The 13,851-nt window shown below is 39.8% G+C and carries 15 protein-coding genes, 1 pseudogene and 1 riboswitch; of the genes and pseudogenes, 12 read left to right on the top strand and 4 right to left on the bottom strand.

What is annotated here, in order from left to right:
* Window positions 1-40 precede the first annotated feature (40 nt).
* Window positions 41-496, bottom strand: a complete 456-nt coding sequence (locus tag QE429_RS15425) for a hypothetical protein (protein ID WP_307288157.1) — start codon at window positions 494-496, stop codon at window positions 41-43.
* A 323-nt stretch (window positions 497-819) separates the two neighbouring features.
* Between QE429_RS15425 and QE429_RS15420 the strand changes: the two genes are divergently transcribed.
* From QE429_RS15420 to QE429_RS15375, 10 genes and pseudogenes are all read left to right on the top strand, one after another.
* Entirely contained in the window at window positions 820-1,077 is a 258-nt protein-coding gene (locus QE429_RS15420; protein ID WP_307288156.1) for a glutaredoxin family protein, read from the top strand.
* An 83-nt stretch (window positions 1,078-1,160) separates the two neighbouring features.
* Window positions 1,161-1,271, top strand: a riboswitch (TPP riboswitch).
* A gap of 270 nt (window positions 1,272-1,541) precedes the next feature.
* Complete coding sequence (gene thiM, locus QE429_RS15415; RefSeq protein WP_307288155.1) at window positions 1,542-2,354, top strand: hydroxyethylthiazole kinase; 813 nt, start codon at window positions 1,542-1,544, stop codon at window positions 2,352-2,354.
* A gap of 15 nt (window positions 2,355-2,369) precedes the next feature.
* Entirely contained in the window at window positions 2,370-3,188 is an 819-nt protein-coding gene (gene thiD, locus QE429_RS15410) for a bifunctional hydroxymethylpyrimidine kinase/phosphomethylpyrimidine kinase (RefSeq protein WP_307288154.1), read from the top strand.
* A pseudogene (thiE, locus tag QE429_RS15405) lies at window positions 3,185-3,839 on the top strand (thiamine phosphate synthase). The gene thiD and the pseudogene thiE overlap by 4 nt, the downstream one beginning before the upstream one ends.
* Before the next feature lie 7 nt (window positions 3,840-3,846).
* On the top strand, window positions 3,847-4,353 hold the full coding sequence (gene thiW / locus QE429_RS15400; protein WP_307288153.1) for an energy coupling factor transporter S component ThiW: 507 nt from the start codon (window positions 3,847-3,849) through the stop codon (window positions 4,351-4,353).
* 13 nt (window positions 4,354-4,366) lie between these two features.
* Window positions 4,367-5,650 (top strand): acetylornithine deacetylase, encoded by a 1,284-nt coding sequence (locus QE429_RS15395; RefSeq protein ID WP_307288152.1) that lies wholly within the window; start codon window positions 4,367-4,369, stop codon window positions 5,648-5,650.
* Window position 5,651: 1 nt separating this feature from the next.
* Entirely contained in the window at window positions 5,652-6,323 is a 672-nt protein-coding gene (gene tenA, locus QE429_RS15390; RefSeq protein ID WP_307288151.1) for a thiaminase II, read from the top strand.
* Window positions 6,301-7,068: an ABC transporter ATP-binding protein gene (locus QE429_RS15385; protein ID WP_307288149.1), complete on the top strand. Its 768-nt coding sequence runs from the start codon at window positions 6,301-6,303 to the stop codon at window positions 7,066-7,068. Before tenA ends, QE429_RS15385 begins: the two co-directional genes overlap by 23 nt.
* Window positions 7,058-7,828, top strand: a complete 771-nt coding sequence (locus tag QE429_RS15380) for an ABC transporter permease (RefSeq protein ID WP_307288148.1) — start codon at window positions 7,058-7,060, stop codon at window positions 7,826-7,828. The genes QE429_RS15385 and QE429_RS15380 overlap by 11 nt, the downstream gene beginning before the upstream one ends.
* A 15-nt stretch (window positions 7,829-7,843) precedes the next feature.
* Window positions 7,844-8,851, top strand: coding sequence for an ABC transporter substrate-binding protein (locus QE429_RS15375; RefSeq protein ID WP_307288146.1), 1,008 nt, complete (start codon window positions 7,844-7,846; stop codon window positions 8,849-8,851).
* A 127-nt stretch (window positions 8,852-8,978) separates the two neighbouring features.
* Here the strand turns inward: QE429_RS15375 and QE429_RS15370 are convergent, their stop codons facing one another.
* A complete protein-coding gene (locus tag QE429_RS15370) occupies window positions 8,979-9,707 on the bottom strand; it encodes a protein-glutamine gamma-glutamyltransferase (protein ID WP_307288143.1) in 729 nt (242 codons plus the stop codon).
* Window positions 9,708-9,833: 126 nt separating this feature from the next.
* Window positions 9,834-11,054: an MFS transporter gene (locus QE429_RS15365; RefSeq protein ID WP_307288141.1), complete on the bottom strand. Its 1,221-nt coding sequence runs from the start codon at window positions 11,052-11,054 to the stop codon at window positions 9,834-9,836.
* 287 nt (window positions 11,055-11,341) lie between these two features.
* Between QE429_RS15365 and QE429_RS15360 the strand changes: the two genes are divergently transcribed.
* A complete protein-coding gene (locus QE429_RS15360; RefSeq protein ID WP_077617474.1) occupies window positions 11,342-11,542 on the top strand; it encodes a cold-shock protein in 201 nt (66 codons plus the stop codon).
* Between the two features lie 161 nt (window positions 11,543-11,703).
* A complete protein-coding gene (locus tag QE429_RS15355) occupies window positions 11,704-12,492 on the top strand; it encodes a hypothetical protein (protein WP_373463261.1) in 789 nt (262 codons plus the stop codon).
* 853 nt (window positions 12,493-13,345) lie between these two features.
* Here QE429_RS15355 and QE429_RS15350 read toward each other — a convergent pair.
* On the bottom strand, window positions 13,346-13,627 hold the full coding sequence (locus tag QE429_RS15350) for a hypothetical protein (RefSeq protein WP_307288135.1): 282 nt from the start codon (window positions 13,625-13,627) through the stop codon (window positions 13,346-13,348).
* Window positions 13,628-13,851: the final 224 nt, after the last annotated feature.

The following is a 13,851-nucleotide window of genomic DNA, read 5'->3' as shown; positions in this document are numbered from 1 at the left end:
TAAAAAAACCTTGAGAGTTCAAGGTTTTTTTATTTAGAGTTTACTTTTCTTTCTTTTTCTTTTTGTCCTTTTCCTTGTCTTTATCCTTATTCTTCTTCTCGAAATCTGAGACTTGTTTTAATAGGGTTGTATTTTGTTCCTTTAAACCTGCAAGTTCTGCTCGAATCTCATCTTCAAAGCTTGAAATATAGGCTGCTATGTCGGTTTCAATCGCTAATAAGTGATTGCCAATTTTGGAGCGAAGGTCATTCTCAGGAGGACTGCTGTCTTCAATTTGTTGTACTTGTTCCTCGACAACAAGCTCTTGTTGTTGTTTAGTATCTTGTGCATCTGATTGCTCTTTTTCTACTGTGTTAGAAGATGCATTTTCTGAGGAATTTCCCAAAGCCTTTAATAGCTCTTCTTTCAGCAAGTTGTTTACCGACTGTAAAATGGAGTCTATATCAAATGTATTTTCAACTTGATCTTCTTGAATCTTCTTATTTTTTTTGCTCATTATTCTACCCACCTTTTTTAAAGTTTGAATCCCGAGCCCATTCATGAATAAGGGCCTTACAAGAGATATCATATGAAATTTTCACAGACAAGCATCAACGAATATCATGAAAGTAGAAAAAAAGGCAGTCCAGCCCTCGTAAATGAAGAATATCGCTTTCACTTTCCGACATGTAAACGCGAGAATTGTCTGTTCGTGCGCTTTCCCGAGCAATATTTCCTGAAACAGAGGTCTTCAACCTATACCGTTAACTGTTATATAATCGATGGAAGAGGAAACTAGATGAAATTTGTCGCAATATCAGTTAGAGGAGAATTATGCCAATGAATAAGTCCGTAATTGTCTATACAACGAACGACTGTATTGAATGTACAATGGTAAAACAGGTTTTAACAGAGGAAGGAATCGCTTTTGAGGCAAGAAACGTAGCCACAAACCCAGAATTTCAAAAAGAAGTAGAGATGTACGGTTTCTTAGGTGTGCCGGTAACTGTTTTCGATGGCAGAGCAGTAAAAGGCTTTACTAATGAATTAAAAGAGCTGATGGATTTAGCAAAAGGAAACACCGATTTAGAAAGGTAAATGGACTGAATGACAAATCTTATAAAATTATTTACTTTACATCTGAAATTTTTAGCAGTACTATTTAGGTAATTTCATAAAGAAGTATCTACTAGGGGTGCCCTGATCAGCGGGCTGAGAGAAAACGGCAACGTTTTTAACCCTTCGGACCTGATCTGGGTAATACCAGCGTAGGAAAGTAGTCGAGTGAATAGTATTTTTTATTACTCTTTCTAACTAACCAGGTCCAATATATGGATCTGGTTTTTTTATTTTTAAGCTGTGTTAAAGAACAATGTTGATTTATACATCCTGTTGATTGGAGCGGAAGGCACGAAGACTCCTGTGGGAGTATGGTTCAGGGGAGACCTCGCAGACGCTTGCGTCGAGGAGGCTCGCCGAAACACCCACGAACCGCTCGTGCCTGGAGCGGAAATCAACAGACAATTTTAACAGAGCCATTTTTTAAAAAAGGGGAGATTGTTGTGAAAAAAAACAGCTTGTTTGAAACATTGGAAAAGGTAAGAGAGGGAAGACCACTTGTACATAATATAACAAATGTCGTCGTTACAAACTTTACAGCAAATGGCCTGCTTGCCCTTGGTGCATCACCAGTCATGGCCTATGCAGAAGAAGAAGTAGCCGATATGGCTAAGATTGCTAGTTCGCTAGTGTTGAATATTGGTACCTTAAATTCGCAGACAGTCGAGTCTATGATTATTGCTGGAAAAGCTGCAAATGAAACCGGAGTACCAGTCATTTTTGATCCTGTAGGAGCTGGAGCAACACGTTACCGTACGGAAACTGCACAAAAGATTATGAAGGAAGTAAATGTATCAGTTATTCGAGGAAATGCGGCTGAAATTGCTAATGTTGTCGGCGAAAACTGGGAAATTAAAGGTGTAGATGCAGGTGACGCAAATGGCAATATTGTTGAAGTAGCCATCTCAGCTGCACGAAAAATGAAAACTGTCGTAGTCATCACGGGGAAAGAGGATATCGTGACTGATGGAGAAACAATCTATGTTGTTAAAAATGGACATCCAATATTAACAAAAGTTACGGGGACGGGTTGTCTATTAACCTCGGTAATAGGTGCCTTTGCTGGTGTGGAAAAAGATTTAATAAAGGCAGCAGTAGCAGCTTTATCCTTCTATGGAATTGCTGCAGAGAAGGCAGCAGAAAAAACAGATAAATTTGGACCTGGTAGCTTCCAATTTGAATTTTTAAACCAGTTATCATTGACTTCTTCTAGAGATATAGAGCAATTTGCATTATTTGAAAAAATCAGTGAGTAAAATGGGGGGATTTTTATGAAAAAAGCACTAACAATTGCTGGTTCAGATAGTGGTGGTGGAGCTGGAATTCAAGCAGACTTAAAGACGTTTCAGGAACTTCAGGTATTTGGCATGTCGGCATTAACGGCAGTTACCGCTCAAAATACATTGGGGGTCCACGGAGTGTATCCCATGTCTGTAGAGGCTGTGATCAAACAGATTCAAGCGATTGGTGAGGATATTGGAACGGATGCATTAAAAACAGGAATGCTGTTTAATGCTGAAATTATTGAAGCCGTGTCTGAACAAATTAAAGTTTTTAACTGGGAAAATGTTGTTGTTGACCCGGTGATGATTGCTAAAGGCGGAGCTTCCTTACTGTTACAAGAAGCTATTTCAGCGATGAAAACCTATTTACTGCCTCTAGCCATGGTCATCACACCGAACATTCCCGAAGCGGAAGTATTAACTGGAATGACGATCCAGTCAATTGAGGATAAAAAGGAAGCCGCGAGGAAATTACATGCATTCGGAGTCAAGAATATTGTTATTAAAGGTGGTCATGACGAGAATGAATCCGAGGCAATTGATTTATTATTCGATGGCAAAGAATTCTACACTTTTTCTAGCAAACGTATCATTACTAAAAATACGCATGGAACAGGGTGCACCTTCTCAGCTGCATTAACTGCAGAGCTGGCAAAAGGTGCTAGCGTGTATGAGGCAGTTTTAACTGCTAAGGATTTTATTCAGGCGGCGATTGAGGAAGATTTAGAGATTGGCCAGGGGCATGGACCAACCAATCATTGGGCCTATAGAAAAAAAAGAAATGGAAAAGAGGTGGCACCTTCATGACAACGTTAAGGGAAGCCTTAAGGGTCTATTTTATCATGGGCAGTAATAACTGCTTGAAGGATCCTGTTGAGGTATTAAAGGAAGCTATTGCTGGGGGGATAACTATTTTTCAATTCCGTGAAAAGGGGGAAGGTGCGTTGACGGGTGCGGAAAAATATTCACTCGCGAAGGAACTTCAAAGAATGTGTAAGGCAAATCATATCCCTTTTATCGTGAATGATGATATTGAACTTGCCCTAGAATTAAATGCAGATGGTGTCCATATTGGTCAAGAAGATGAAACGGTCAAATCAGTCAGGGGTAAGATTGGCGACAAAATCCTTGGTGTATCTGTTCATTCAAAAGAGGAAGCTTTAGCAGCCCTAAGGGACGGTGCGGATTATTTCGGGATTTGGTCCAGTTTTTCCAACCACCACGAAAGCCGATGCCAAACCATCTCGAGGAACGATTTTAATTGAAGCGTTGCGGAAGGATGGCTTTAACATCCCGATTGTTGGAATCGGTGGCATTACGATTGAAAATGCACAATCGGTAGTGGCAGCAGGTGCAGATGGTGTTTCTGTGATTACGGCAATTAGTCATGCAGAGTCACCGCTAGAGGCTGTGCAAGCACTAGGAAGAAATATTTGTGCCATATTGGGTCAGGAGTGATAGAAGAATGAGAAAAACACACAAACTTACTTTAACCGCCATGATGATTGCAATCGGAACTTTGTCCAGTAATCTTTTTTATATTCCCGTTGGCTTTACAAAGGTTTTTCCTGTTCAACATTTCATGAATGTATTGTCAGCAGTTCTTTTAGGGCCATATTATGCTGTGGCTCAAGCGTTCTGTGTCTCCCTTATTAGAAACTTGATCGGTACGGGATCACCGTTTGCTTTCCCAGGAAGTATGGTCGGTGCATTGCTCGCCTCCCTATTATTCTTGAAAACAAGGAAAATCTATCTTGCATTTTTTGGAGAAGTGATCGGGACGGGAATCCTTGGTGCTATGCTTTGTTATCCAATCGCAACACTATTCCTTGGACAAAAAGCAACATTATTTGGCTTCATTCCTTTATTTATTTTTAGCTCGTTCGCTGGTGCATTAATTGGGTTTATTATTTTAACTTTATTTTTAAAGAAAAAAGTTGTGAAACTAGAGGGAACGCAAGCAAAAGTATAAGGTGGTACAGAAAATGTGGAACGAATTAGCCGAGAAAATTGCAGTCGAGGTGGAATCAAGAAAAGAGGAACTTCTTGAATTGCTCTCCACGCTGGTGGCTTTCCCAACAGTAAGCCCACCTGCCCGAAATACAAATGAAATACAGGGATTTATTAAAGATTATCTAGATGGCCTGGACTTTCAAACGGATCAATGGGATGTATACGCAGGTGACCCAAATGTGGTGGGAATTTTAAAGGGTGAATCCTCTGGGCAGTTTAATAGTTTAATTATAAATGGGCATGTGGACGTGGCTGAAGTGGGAGATGACAGGGAGTGGGTTTCATCACCTTTTAGCACAAGGATAATAGATTCATATGTTTATGGACGTGGCGTGGCAGACATGAAAGGTGGAATGGCAGCATCCCTTTTTGCTATCAAGCTTTTAAAAGAGATGGGTATATCCCTAAGCGGTGATCTTCATTTTCAATCCGTAATTGGAGAAGAAGTGGGAGAAGCAGGGACACAAGCATGTGTTGAGAGAGGGTATACTGCTGATTATGCCGTAGTGGTCGATACTAGTGATTTACATATTCAAGGCCAAGGCGGAGTGATCACAGGTTGGATTACGATTCAAAGCAAAGAGACCTATCATGACGGACTCCGGCGAAAAATGATTCATGCAGGTGGTGGCGTAAAAGGTGCTAGCGCCATTGAAAAGATGATGAAGATTATTACAGGGCTTCAGGAGCTGGAGCGGCATTGGGCAATAACGAAAAGTTATGAAGGTTTTCCGCCTGGTACGAATACGATTAATCCCGCTGTGATCGAAGGAGGCAGGCATGCCGCTTTCGTGGCAGATCAATGTGCATTATGGATAACGGTCCACTTTTATCCTAATGAGGACTTTGAAGAAGTGATAAAGGAAATCGAACAACACATCGGCGCTGTAGCAGCTGCTGATCCGTGGCTTCGAGAGAATCCTCCAACCTTTGTTTGGGGAGGAAAGTCCATGATTGAGGACCGAGGTGAGATTTTTCCTTCATTAGAATTGGACAGAGATCACCTTGGAACAAAGGCTTTAACTGCTTCCTATGAAAAAATGAAAATGGATATGCCGAATGTTGGTATGTCAACTACCGTAACCGATGCAGGATGGCTCGGGCGGGCAGGAATTCCAACGGCCATTTTCGGACCGGGTAAATTGGAAGATGCTCATGCAGTGAATGAGAAGCTAGAAATTTGTCAGTTGTTAGATTTTACAAAAATCATAGCCTTGTTTATCGCAGAGTGGTGTAACACCAAGAAGGAGGGGTAACATGAAATTTTCTGAGAGGCTTTTTCAGAAAGTAAGTGATATTTGGGAGAAAACACATGAGCATCCTTTTGTTGTCGGAATGGGGAAAGGGGACCTTCCTATGGAATCATTTATTCGTTACATGAAACAGGATTATGTGTTCTTAATTGATTATTCTAAGCTGTTTGCTTTAGGAGCAGTGAAAGCAAAAGATATCGAAACCATGGCAGCCTTTGCCAAGCTCTTACATGAAACCTTACATGGCGAGATGGATCTGCACCGCGAATATGCCGCTCGGTTTGGGATTAACAACCAGCAGTTAGAAGAGACCAAACCAAGTCCCATTAATTTAGCCTACACCCGTTATATGCTGAATGTAGCTCAAAATGGGTCCCTAGAAGAATTGATTTCTTCATTATTACCATGCATGTGGAGCTATTGGGAGATTGGTAAGATGTTAGCTAAACAATATCAAGGTGCTAGCAGTCACTATCTATATGGTGAATGGGTGAAAATGTACTCCTCGGATGAGTTTGGTGCATTGGCAGAGTGGTTAATCAACTTACTAGATACTTTAGCAGAAGGAAAACCAGAAAGAGAGTTAGCTATCCTAGAAGAACATTTCTTAACCACTTCTCGATTTGAATATATGTTCTGGGATATGGTTTACCATGGGGGCGAGTGGCCTGTCTAATTCATCAATCTTATCAATTAATGATTTATCCTATTCTTTTGATAAAGAGAAGCCGATTTTCAAACAGATTTCGATGGACATTTGTCAGGGAGAATTTGTTTCCGTAATCGGTGCAAGCGGCTCTGGCAAAAGTACACTATTTAAGTTGATTACTGGATTACTAGAACCGGACCAAGGGGATATCCTCATTAACGGTCATCATGCCAGGACGAGATCAGGGGCTGTTGGTTACATGCCACAAAAGGATCTACTATTACCGTGGAGAACAGTGGTAGAAAATGTAATGCTTCCACTAGAGGTAGCAAAGATCAATAAGCGAAGCAAACTGCCTGAGGTTCGAGAATGGTTGGACCGATTGGGGCTCGCTACCTATGAAAATTCCTATCCAAATGAACTGTCTGGGGGAATGAGACAGCGAGTTGCTTTTTTAAGAACTCTTATGACAGGCAAAGATCTTTTATTACTAGATGAACCGTTTGGAGCACTGGATTCCTTGACGAAAAGGAATATGCATACCTGGTTATTAGGGCTGTGGGGGGAATTACAAAAAACGGTATTGTTCATCACCCATGATCTAGAGGAAGCCCTCCTACTAAGTGATCGTATTTATTTATTAAAGAATGATTATCGCGTACAGGAAGTCCAAGTGAACCTTCCTAGACCACGAAGTGCAGATCTGATTTATGAAGCAGGTTTTATATGGAAGAGAAAAGAATTGGAGTGGCTGATTCAAGATGAAAACTAGAGTGAAAAAATGGTCAGGGGAGTATGGGTTGTTTTTGTTGGTAGTGCTCCTGCTTGTCAGCCTATGGGAATGGGTAGTTAGGCAAGGGGTGATTCCCGCTTTTATCTTGCCCACTCCATCAGCCATTTGGAAATCGTTAGTTGAAAATAGGGAACTTTTGTTGGGTGAGCATCTGCCGGCTACGTTGAAAGAGATCCTAATCGGTTTTGTCATTTCAGTAAGTGGTGGTGTGCTGCTAGGGGTAGGTATGCATTTTTCCCGACCATTGGAGAAAATCCTTTACCCGTTCCTAATCATTTCACAAACAATCCCGCTGATAGCCATTTCTCCGATTTTTATCATGTGGTTTGGTTATTCAATTTGGAGCAAGATTGCTGTCACGATTTTAACAGCCTTTTTCCCCATCGTTGTGAGTACATATGACGGGCTGAAAACGGGTGGAAATGAGTACCGTGAATTACTTTTAACTATGGGAGCGAATCGCTGGACGATTTTTCAAAAAGTACAGGTACCAATGGCCTTGCCAGCCTTTTTATCAGGATTGAAGCTGTCTGTTGTTTATTGTGTCGTTGGGGCTACGATTGGAGAATGGCTTGGTGCCAGTGAAGGTCTCGGATACTTTAGTCGGCGAATGTCAGGTAATTTGCAGGCAGATGCGGTGTTTGCCGCTATATTTCTATTATCCTTACTAGGGATTGTCCTGTTTTTAGTAATAAGTTTAATCGAACGGCAAGTCTTGAATAATAAATTTCGCAGCTAAGAGAGGTAAATAATAATGAAGAAAAGCTTTTTAATCATAATAAGTTTGTTGTTAATGATGTTAAGTGCCTGTGGGAAGACCAATGAGAAATCTTCGGATACGTCAGCATCTGGCGGGAAAAAGAAGCTCGAGAAAGTCAGCTTAATGCTTGATTGGTATCCGAACGCTGTACACTCATTTTTATATACTGCAGAGGAAAAGGGTTACTTTAAAGAGCAAGGGTTGGATGTAGATATTCAGATGCCGGCAGATACCAATGACCCGCTTAAAATGGTTGCAGCAGATCAAATCGATATGGCACTTAGCTACCAGCCACAAGTTCTTGTAGCTCGTGGTGAAGATATTCCTATTCAATCGTTTGGTGCGATTGTCCGTCATCCGCTAAATCAATTAATGTTTCCTGCCGATGGTCCGGTTCAGTCACCTAAGGATTTAGTAGGTAAAACGATTGGTTATCCATCCATTCCACTTGACGAAGCGATTGTACAATCAATGGTAAAATATGATGGCGGCAATGAGAAGAAGGTGAAAATGGTTGATGTAGGTTGGGATTTAATTCCGGCTATGGCGACAAAGAAAACAGATGCATTAATTGGCGGTTATATTAACCATGAAAAATTGTTGCTAGAAAAAGAGGGACATCCGATGCGCACGTTAAATCCAGCTGATTTTGGTGTGCCGGATTATTATGAACTAGTATTGGTTGCAAGTGAAAAGGGCTTAAAGGCAAAACCAGAGGTGTTTAAGAAGTTTATGACAGCTATTGGTAAAGGACAGAAATTTGTTCAAGAGCATCCGAAGGAAGGATTATCCATTTTATTAAAGCATGAAGACAAATCCTCTCCACTTGAAAAGGATATTGAAACGAAAAGCTTAGAAATGCTCTTACCGCTTATGGACGCAAAAGATCGATCATTTGGCTATCAAGATCCAGACACATGGAACAAGGTGGCAGAATGGCTAAAAGACAATAAGGTTATTAAGAAAGAAGTAAAAGCTGGGGATGCGTTTAAGAACTTATAATGGGAAGGGAAGCACAAAAACAAAGCATCTAACGAAGGTGCTTTGTTTTTGTATATAAAATATTGTGTCCTCCTGAGGTGGAAAGTGTCCACAGGTGGTGCCTGACACCATTACAACACCATTACTACTACCGAAACGATTGGTAATAGAGTCGGGTGATTAGTCTCATTAGGTATGCGGATTGTTGGGATTTTTGCTTTCTTTTATCGTTAAGGAAGTTAATGATTGTGCTTGCATTTTTAATTCCAATACCATGTCCCCAGTAAAGGTCCTTTCCAAAATAAATCACATTTTCGGCCCGCCAATGCGGCTCTGCCGGGTTAAAATCGGGATTGTTGAAATGAAGGACATCACCTGGTAAATAGTCATCTCCTATCTTTTGATACATTTGCATATCCTCATCGAACTGCCAATCCATTAAGTAAAGGTTTTGAAACAGAAGATCAAATCGAGAACTTCCTATGGAATAAAGGGTGGCAATGTACAAAGCAATCGCCACCGCTGTGGAACATTCAAAGGCATAGAGAGTACCATTTTTAAGAATATCAAGAATAGCGACTGAGGGCCTGATGCGGGGTTTGATGAGGAAGCCCCCATTACTTAAACGGTTCCAATATTGTTTATTGCAAAAGGCATATTGAAAGGTAGTAAACTTCGCACCACTTTCTTGCAACTGTCGAGCTGCATTCATCGTATTCATTCGAAACATCAGCTCGAATTTTAATTGATCTAATGTAAAATACTCATAATTTCCACGATATTTTTCCATATAATCGATGATTATTCTTTGTTCTTTATTTGAAATATGAGGAAATAAATCCTTTGGCATTACCCGTTGCTGATTAATAATAATCATAATTGCCTCCTGTTCATACTCCCGCCATATCACTTCCTTTTAAAAAATATGTATTTACTTCACCACAAATGACACTCAATAAAAAGAGGCTGACCTCTTTACGATAGAGACAGCCTCTTTAGAACGTTATTTAGCTTTTAGAAGTGCAGGTTTTTGGTTTTTCATAAATTTGATGTACATTAGCAGGAATACGAAGGCGCTGACCATCCGGAGTACGGTGCTGATTTCCATCGATCTCTGCATTCCCGTTGTTTCTAGTAACCATATACCTACTTGTGGGGCGATAAAGGCAACGAACGATAAAAGGACATTATACGTGGTAATGCAATACGTCCTTTTTTCCTTAGGAGACTGCTCCAATAAAAGATTGAACAAAAGGAGCATCGTACCTGAAACAAAAAAACCAGATGTCATGGCAACAAACGTTAAATAGTACAGGTTCGTTGACAAAACATTTAGTATGGGTGCCGTAGCCATGCCGACAGCTACCCATACGAGCATCAGTGTATTAGATTTTTGTTCGGCCCATTTTTTCCATAATGGAAAAGAAAAGATTTGGACCAATTGATTGGCGACAGAAAAGATGCTTATCCAAAGTATCGTAGCGTGCGCATATTTGACATTATAGATATTAAATAATCCCCACACCAATTGCCAGGTGAAATTAAAACACAAAGCAGATACCAAAAACCATTTGTACCCATGATCCTTAAAGATCGACCAGTCCATGATTGAATTCTGCTTTTTATTTGTCTTTGCCTCCACCTTTTCTTTATGCTTTAGTAAAAAAAACACTTCTAGCAATCCAAAAGCAAAAGCTATGAAGAATAGACATTGGTACGCGAATGCGTTATCTGTTTGCTTTTTCATCACGATTCCTATAATCAGGGTGGTAACCATTCCTACAATAGTAAGAAGACGATTTCGGTCACTGAAAAATAAGCCACGTCGTTCTTCACTAATCATCCCGCTTATTAACGTTTGCCAACCAATGTTTGAAATGGTCCCAGGCACATTCATAAAGGCAACAATGATTAAAAATGCCCATGCTTGATAGTTAGAAGAAACGAAAACCACGCCTATTAATAATAAAAACATGATCCTTGCCCAGAAAACGGACAACGCTACCGTTTTCTTCTGTTGCTCCAGCCTATTTAATACGATTGCTGCTGGAATGGTTGTGAGAAGTGCTACAAGTGGAGGGAGTGAGCTAATTAACCCTACCTGATAATTAGTAGCACCAAGAATAGAAATAGCAAAAATAGGAAAGAAGTTACCAGCCATGTTCACAGCAATGGTTGAAACCATCCCATGATAAATACTAATTTTTTCATTATATGTGCGCATATTTGTTCACCGTTTCATAATTAAATTCACCATGTAATTATACAATCGAAAATTGATTTATAGATATAAATTAGTTTAATATTTTTAAATAATTTTTTTTGGCAAAAAAGTTTTTCATAATGAAAATTTATTTATTCATTTGCTTTATCCGATTCTTTCTGTTATATTTAAGAAGAATTATTTTTGTGGATCGGCAAGAGCGTTAAGTGATAGTGCTTTCTGTCTTGAAGATTTGAGCAAGGATAGTACCATAATGTGTGCATAGCACACAGCAGGAGGATACACAAATGGAACAAGGTAAAGTTAAATGGTTTAATGCAGAAAAAGGTTTTGGATTCATCGAGCGCGAAGGTGGAGACGATGTATTCGTACACTTCTCAGCTATCCAAGGCGAAGGCTTCAAATCTCTTGACGAAGGTCAATCAGTAACATTTGACGTTGAGCAAGGTCAACGTGGACCACAAGCTTCTAACGTTCGTAAAGCTTAATTGTAGCTTTATATAAATGAAAAAAGACTCTCTTGGAGAGTCTTTTTTTTATACATATAGAATAGTCCTCCTCATGGCAATTCTTGTTTTTCTAATGAAATGATATAATTTACTTACATACATAAGTGGAAGGAAGTGAGGAAATGGTGGTCGAATCTATGATGACACAATATATTCCGCCAAAAGGAGAGTTCGAAACCTTTAGGGATGACGATCATTATAAGGAAAAGCTTAAAGAATGGGGGTTATCCTCAGCAAAGGAAGCAAAAAAGGAATTTTGGTACAAAGACCGCAATTATCAACGTCACGTTACAATTAAGGGATACGAAACATATGGGAGTTCAGAAGACTTAAATACGATTGTTATTGAATTTAATGATGGTCAGTTGAGCTGTATTCACCCAGCCTATTTAAAGGAAATGCAGCAATCAAGCTTTGGGAAAGAAAGTCTGTTGACGCTTGAGGAGAATGAGATGTCTGCAGAAGCGCAAGATAACCAGGTTGAAGCTATTGCTTCCAACGGAAAAACTGTAGCTGCTGAAGAAATGCCCAAAAAAGAGGCAACACCAAAACCAGCAAAAATAAAAGAAGCAAAGCCCAAAAAAGAAAAGGCACCAAAACTCGAGCTTCCAACTGAAAAAGTACATTTTACGGCAACGGTTAAGCAGTTTGCTCTAACCTATAATCCATTTAATGAAGAAAACGATGAAGTAGTTGTCTTAGAAAATGTGACAATTGTCCAGGACAATCCATTAGAAATAGGATTTGCATGGTGCAGTCATAGTAAGACACTTAAAAAGTTTGAACTGGCTGTTGGAGATCAACTAGAATTTGACGGCAAGGTAGCAGCTAAGAAGTTAGCCAAGGGGAAAGAGGTAGAGGAAGAATTTTTGGTTGATGTACCTGTGTTGTACAAAGTGAATAATCCTTCAAAAATTGTAAAGAGCTAACAGCGGTATTTATAGGAATAGGCTTTTTCAATTCAATGATGAGCTTTAATTATTTGGTCCTAAAAATTTGACAGGTTTAGAACAATTCAGGTAGTGTCTGTTCCATGAAGAGGAGACTTCTGACAGAGTCGATGGAAAACAAGTCAAGATAGTCCGAAGAAGAGGAAACTTCTGACAGAATTGCTAGAAAACAGATCAAGACTGTCAGAAGAAGGAGAAACTTCTGACAGAGTTGCTGGAAAACAGGTCAAGATAGTCGGAAAAAGAGGAGACTTCTGACAGAGTCGATGGAAAACAGGTCAAGACTGTCAGAAGAAGGAGAAACTTCTGACAGAGTCGATGGAAAACAGGTCAAGACTGTCCAAAGAAGAGGAAACTTCTGACAGAGTTGCTGGAAAACAGGTCAAGATAGTCCGAAGAGGAAGAGACTTCTGACAGAGTCGATGGAAAACAGGTCAAGATAGTCCAAAAAAGAGGAGACTTCTGACAGAGTTGCTGGAAAACAGGTCAAGATAGTCCGAAGAAGAGGAGACTTCTGACAGAGTCGATGGAAAACAGGTCAAGACTGTCAGAAGAAGGAGATACTTCTGACAGAGTTGCTAGAAAACAGGTCAAGACTGTCAGAAGAAGGAGAAACTTCTGACAGAGTTGCTGGAAAACAGGTCAAGATAGTCCGAAGAAGAGGAGACTTCTGACAGAGTCGATGGAAAACAAGTCAAGATAGTCCAAAGAAGAGGAAACGTCAGACAGAGTGGATGGAAAATAGGTCAAAGTCTGCAGAATATGCGACGACATTAGTAGAACCTAATAAAAGACGCCCTCATTGGGAGCGTCTTTTTTATATAGTGATATTTTATGGAAAATAGATCCCTAAGCGCTCTCCGCAACAAAGCAAAATAAAATAATTCGGAAACTGCGTATCGCGAATAGCTCTCCCATATTTTTTCAAGGAGATAGTAAACACGTTGTCACCATCCGGCTTAGAAAACATGAGCTGTTCATTTTCTAATTGAATAGATTCAAAGTGAAATCCATCTCTTCTCCATAAAAAATCCTCATCCTGATAATAGTTGAGAATGACCTGCCGATTGCGGTAACTCGTCAAAATAGATAAATCGTTTAGTTGATTTTCCATCATTACCATCTCCCTTTGAAATCTATTTTAGAAAAAGCAAGCGAAAGACAAGGTGATGCACATCACAGCCTAAAAAAATATATGACAGCCTACACAAGACTAGAGGAGAGACAGATGAATATTAACCTTGTAAAATATGACAGGAAGGAGTTTTTATAAGAGGAAAATAGATCAAAATAGAGTATAATTAAGTTTCGGATTTTTATTAGTCAAGGAGAACACAA

This window comes from Bacillus sp. SORGH_AS_0510, assembly GCF_030818775.1.
Lineage (GTDB): Bacteria > Bacillota > Bacilli > Bacillales > Cytobacillaceae > Neobacillus.
Note: the sequence above shows the minus strand (reverse complement) of the source record. Positions and strands in the feature narration are given on the sequence as shown.

Excerpts from the sequence above, each read along its gene's own strand:
- QE429_RS15385 (WP_307288149.1), top strand. The coding sequence starts at position 6,301 with ATGGGGGCGAGTGGCCTGTCTAATTCATCAATCTTATCAATTAATGAT.
- QE429_RS15350 (WP_307288135.1), bottom strand. The coding sequence starts at position 13,627 with ATGGAAAATCAACTAAACGATTTATCTATTTTGACGAGTTACCGCAAT.
- QE429_RS15380 (WP_307288148.1), top strand. The coding sequence starts at position 7,058 with ATGAAAACTAGAGTGAAAAAATGGTCAGGGGAGTATGGGTTGTTTTTG.
- QE429_RS15395 (WP_307288152.1), top strand. The coding sequence starts at position 4,367 with ATGTGGAACGAATTAGCCGAGAAAATTGCAGTCGAGGTGGAATCAAGA.
- thiW (WP_307288153.1), top strand. The coding sequence starts at position 3,847 with ATGAGAAAAACACACAAACTTACTTTAACCGCCATGATGATTGCAATC.
- QE429_RS15370 (WP_307288143.1), bottom strand. The coding sequence starts at position 9,707 with ATGATTATTATTAATCAGCAACGGGTAATGCCAAAGGATTTATTTCCT.
- QE429_RS15420 (WP_307288156.1), top strand. The coding sequence starts at position 820 with ATGAATAAGTCCGTAATTGTCTATACAACGAACGACTGTATTGAATGT.
- QE429_RS15375 (WP_307288146.1), top strand. The coding sequence starts at position 7,844 with ATGAAGAAAAGCTTTTTAATCATAATAAGTTTGTTGTTAATGATGTTA.
- tenA (WP_307288151.1), top strand. The coding sequence starts at position 5,652 with ATGAAATTTTCTGAGAGGCTTTTTCAGAAAGTAAGTGATATTTGGGAG.
- QE429_RS15365 (WP_307288141.1), bottom strand. The coding sequence starts at position 11,054 with ATGCGCACATATAATGAAAAAATTAGTATTTATCATGGGATGGTTTCA.
- thiD (WP_307288154.1), top strand. The coding sequence starts at position 2,370 with ATGAAAAAAGCACTAACAATTGCTGGTTCAGATAGTGGTGGTGGAGCT.
- QE429_RS15355 (WP_373463261.1), top strand. The coding sequence starts at position 11,704 with ATGACACAATATATTCCGCCAAAAGGAGAGTTCGAAACCTTTAGGGAT.
- QE429_RS15425 (WP_307288157.1), bottom strand. The coding sequence starts at position 496 with ATGAGCAAAAAAAATAAGAAGATTCAAGAAGATCAAGTTGAAAATACA.
- QE429_RS15360 (WP_077617474.1), top strand. The coding sequence starts at position 11,342 with ATGGAACAAGGTAAAGTTAAATGGTTTAATGCAGAAAAAGGTTTTGGA.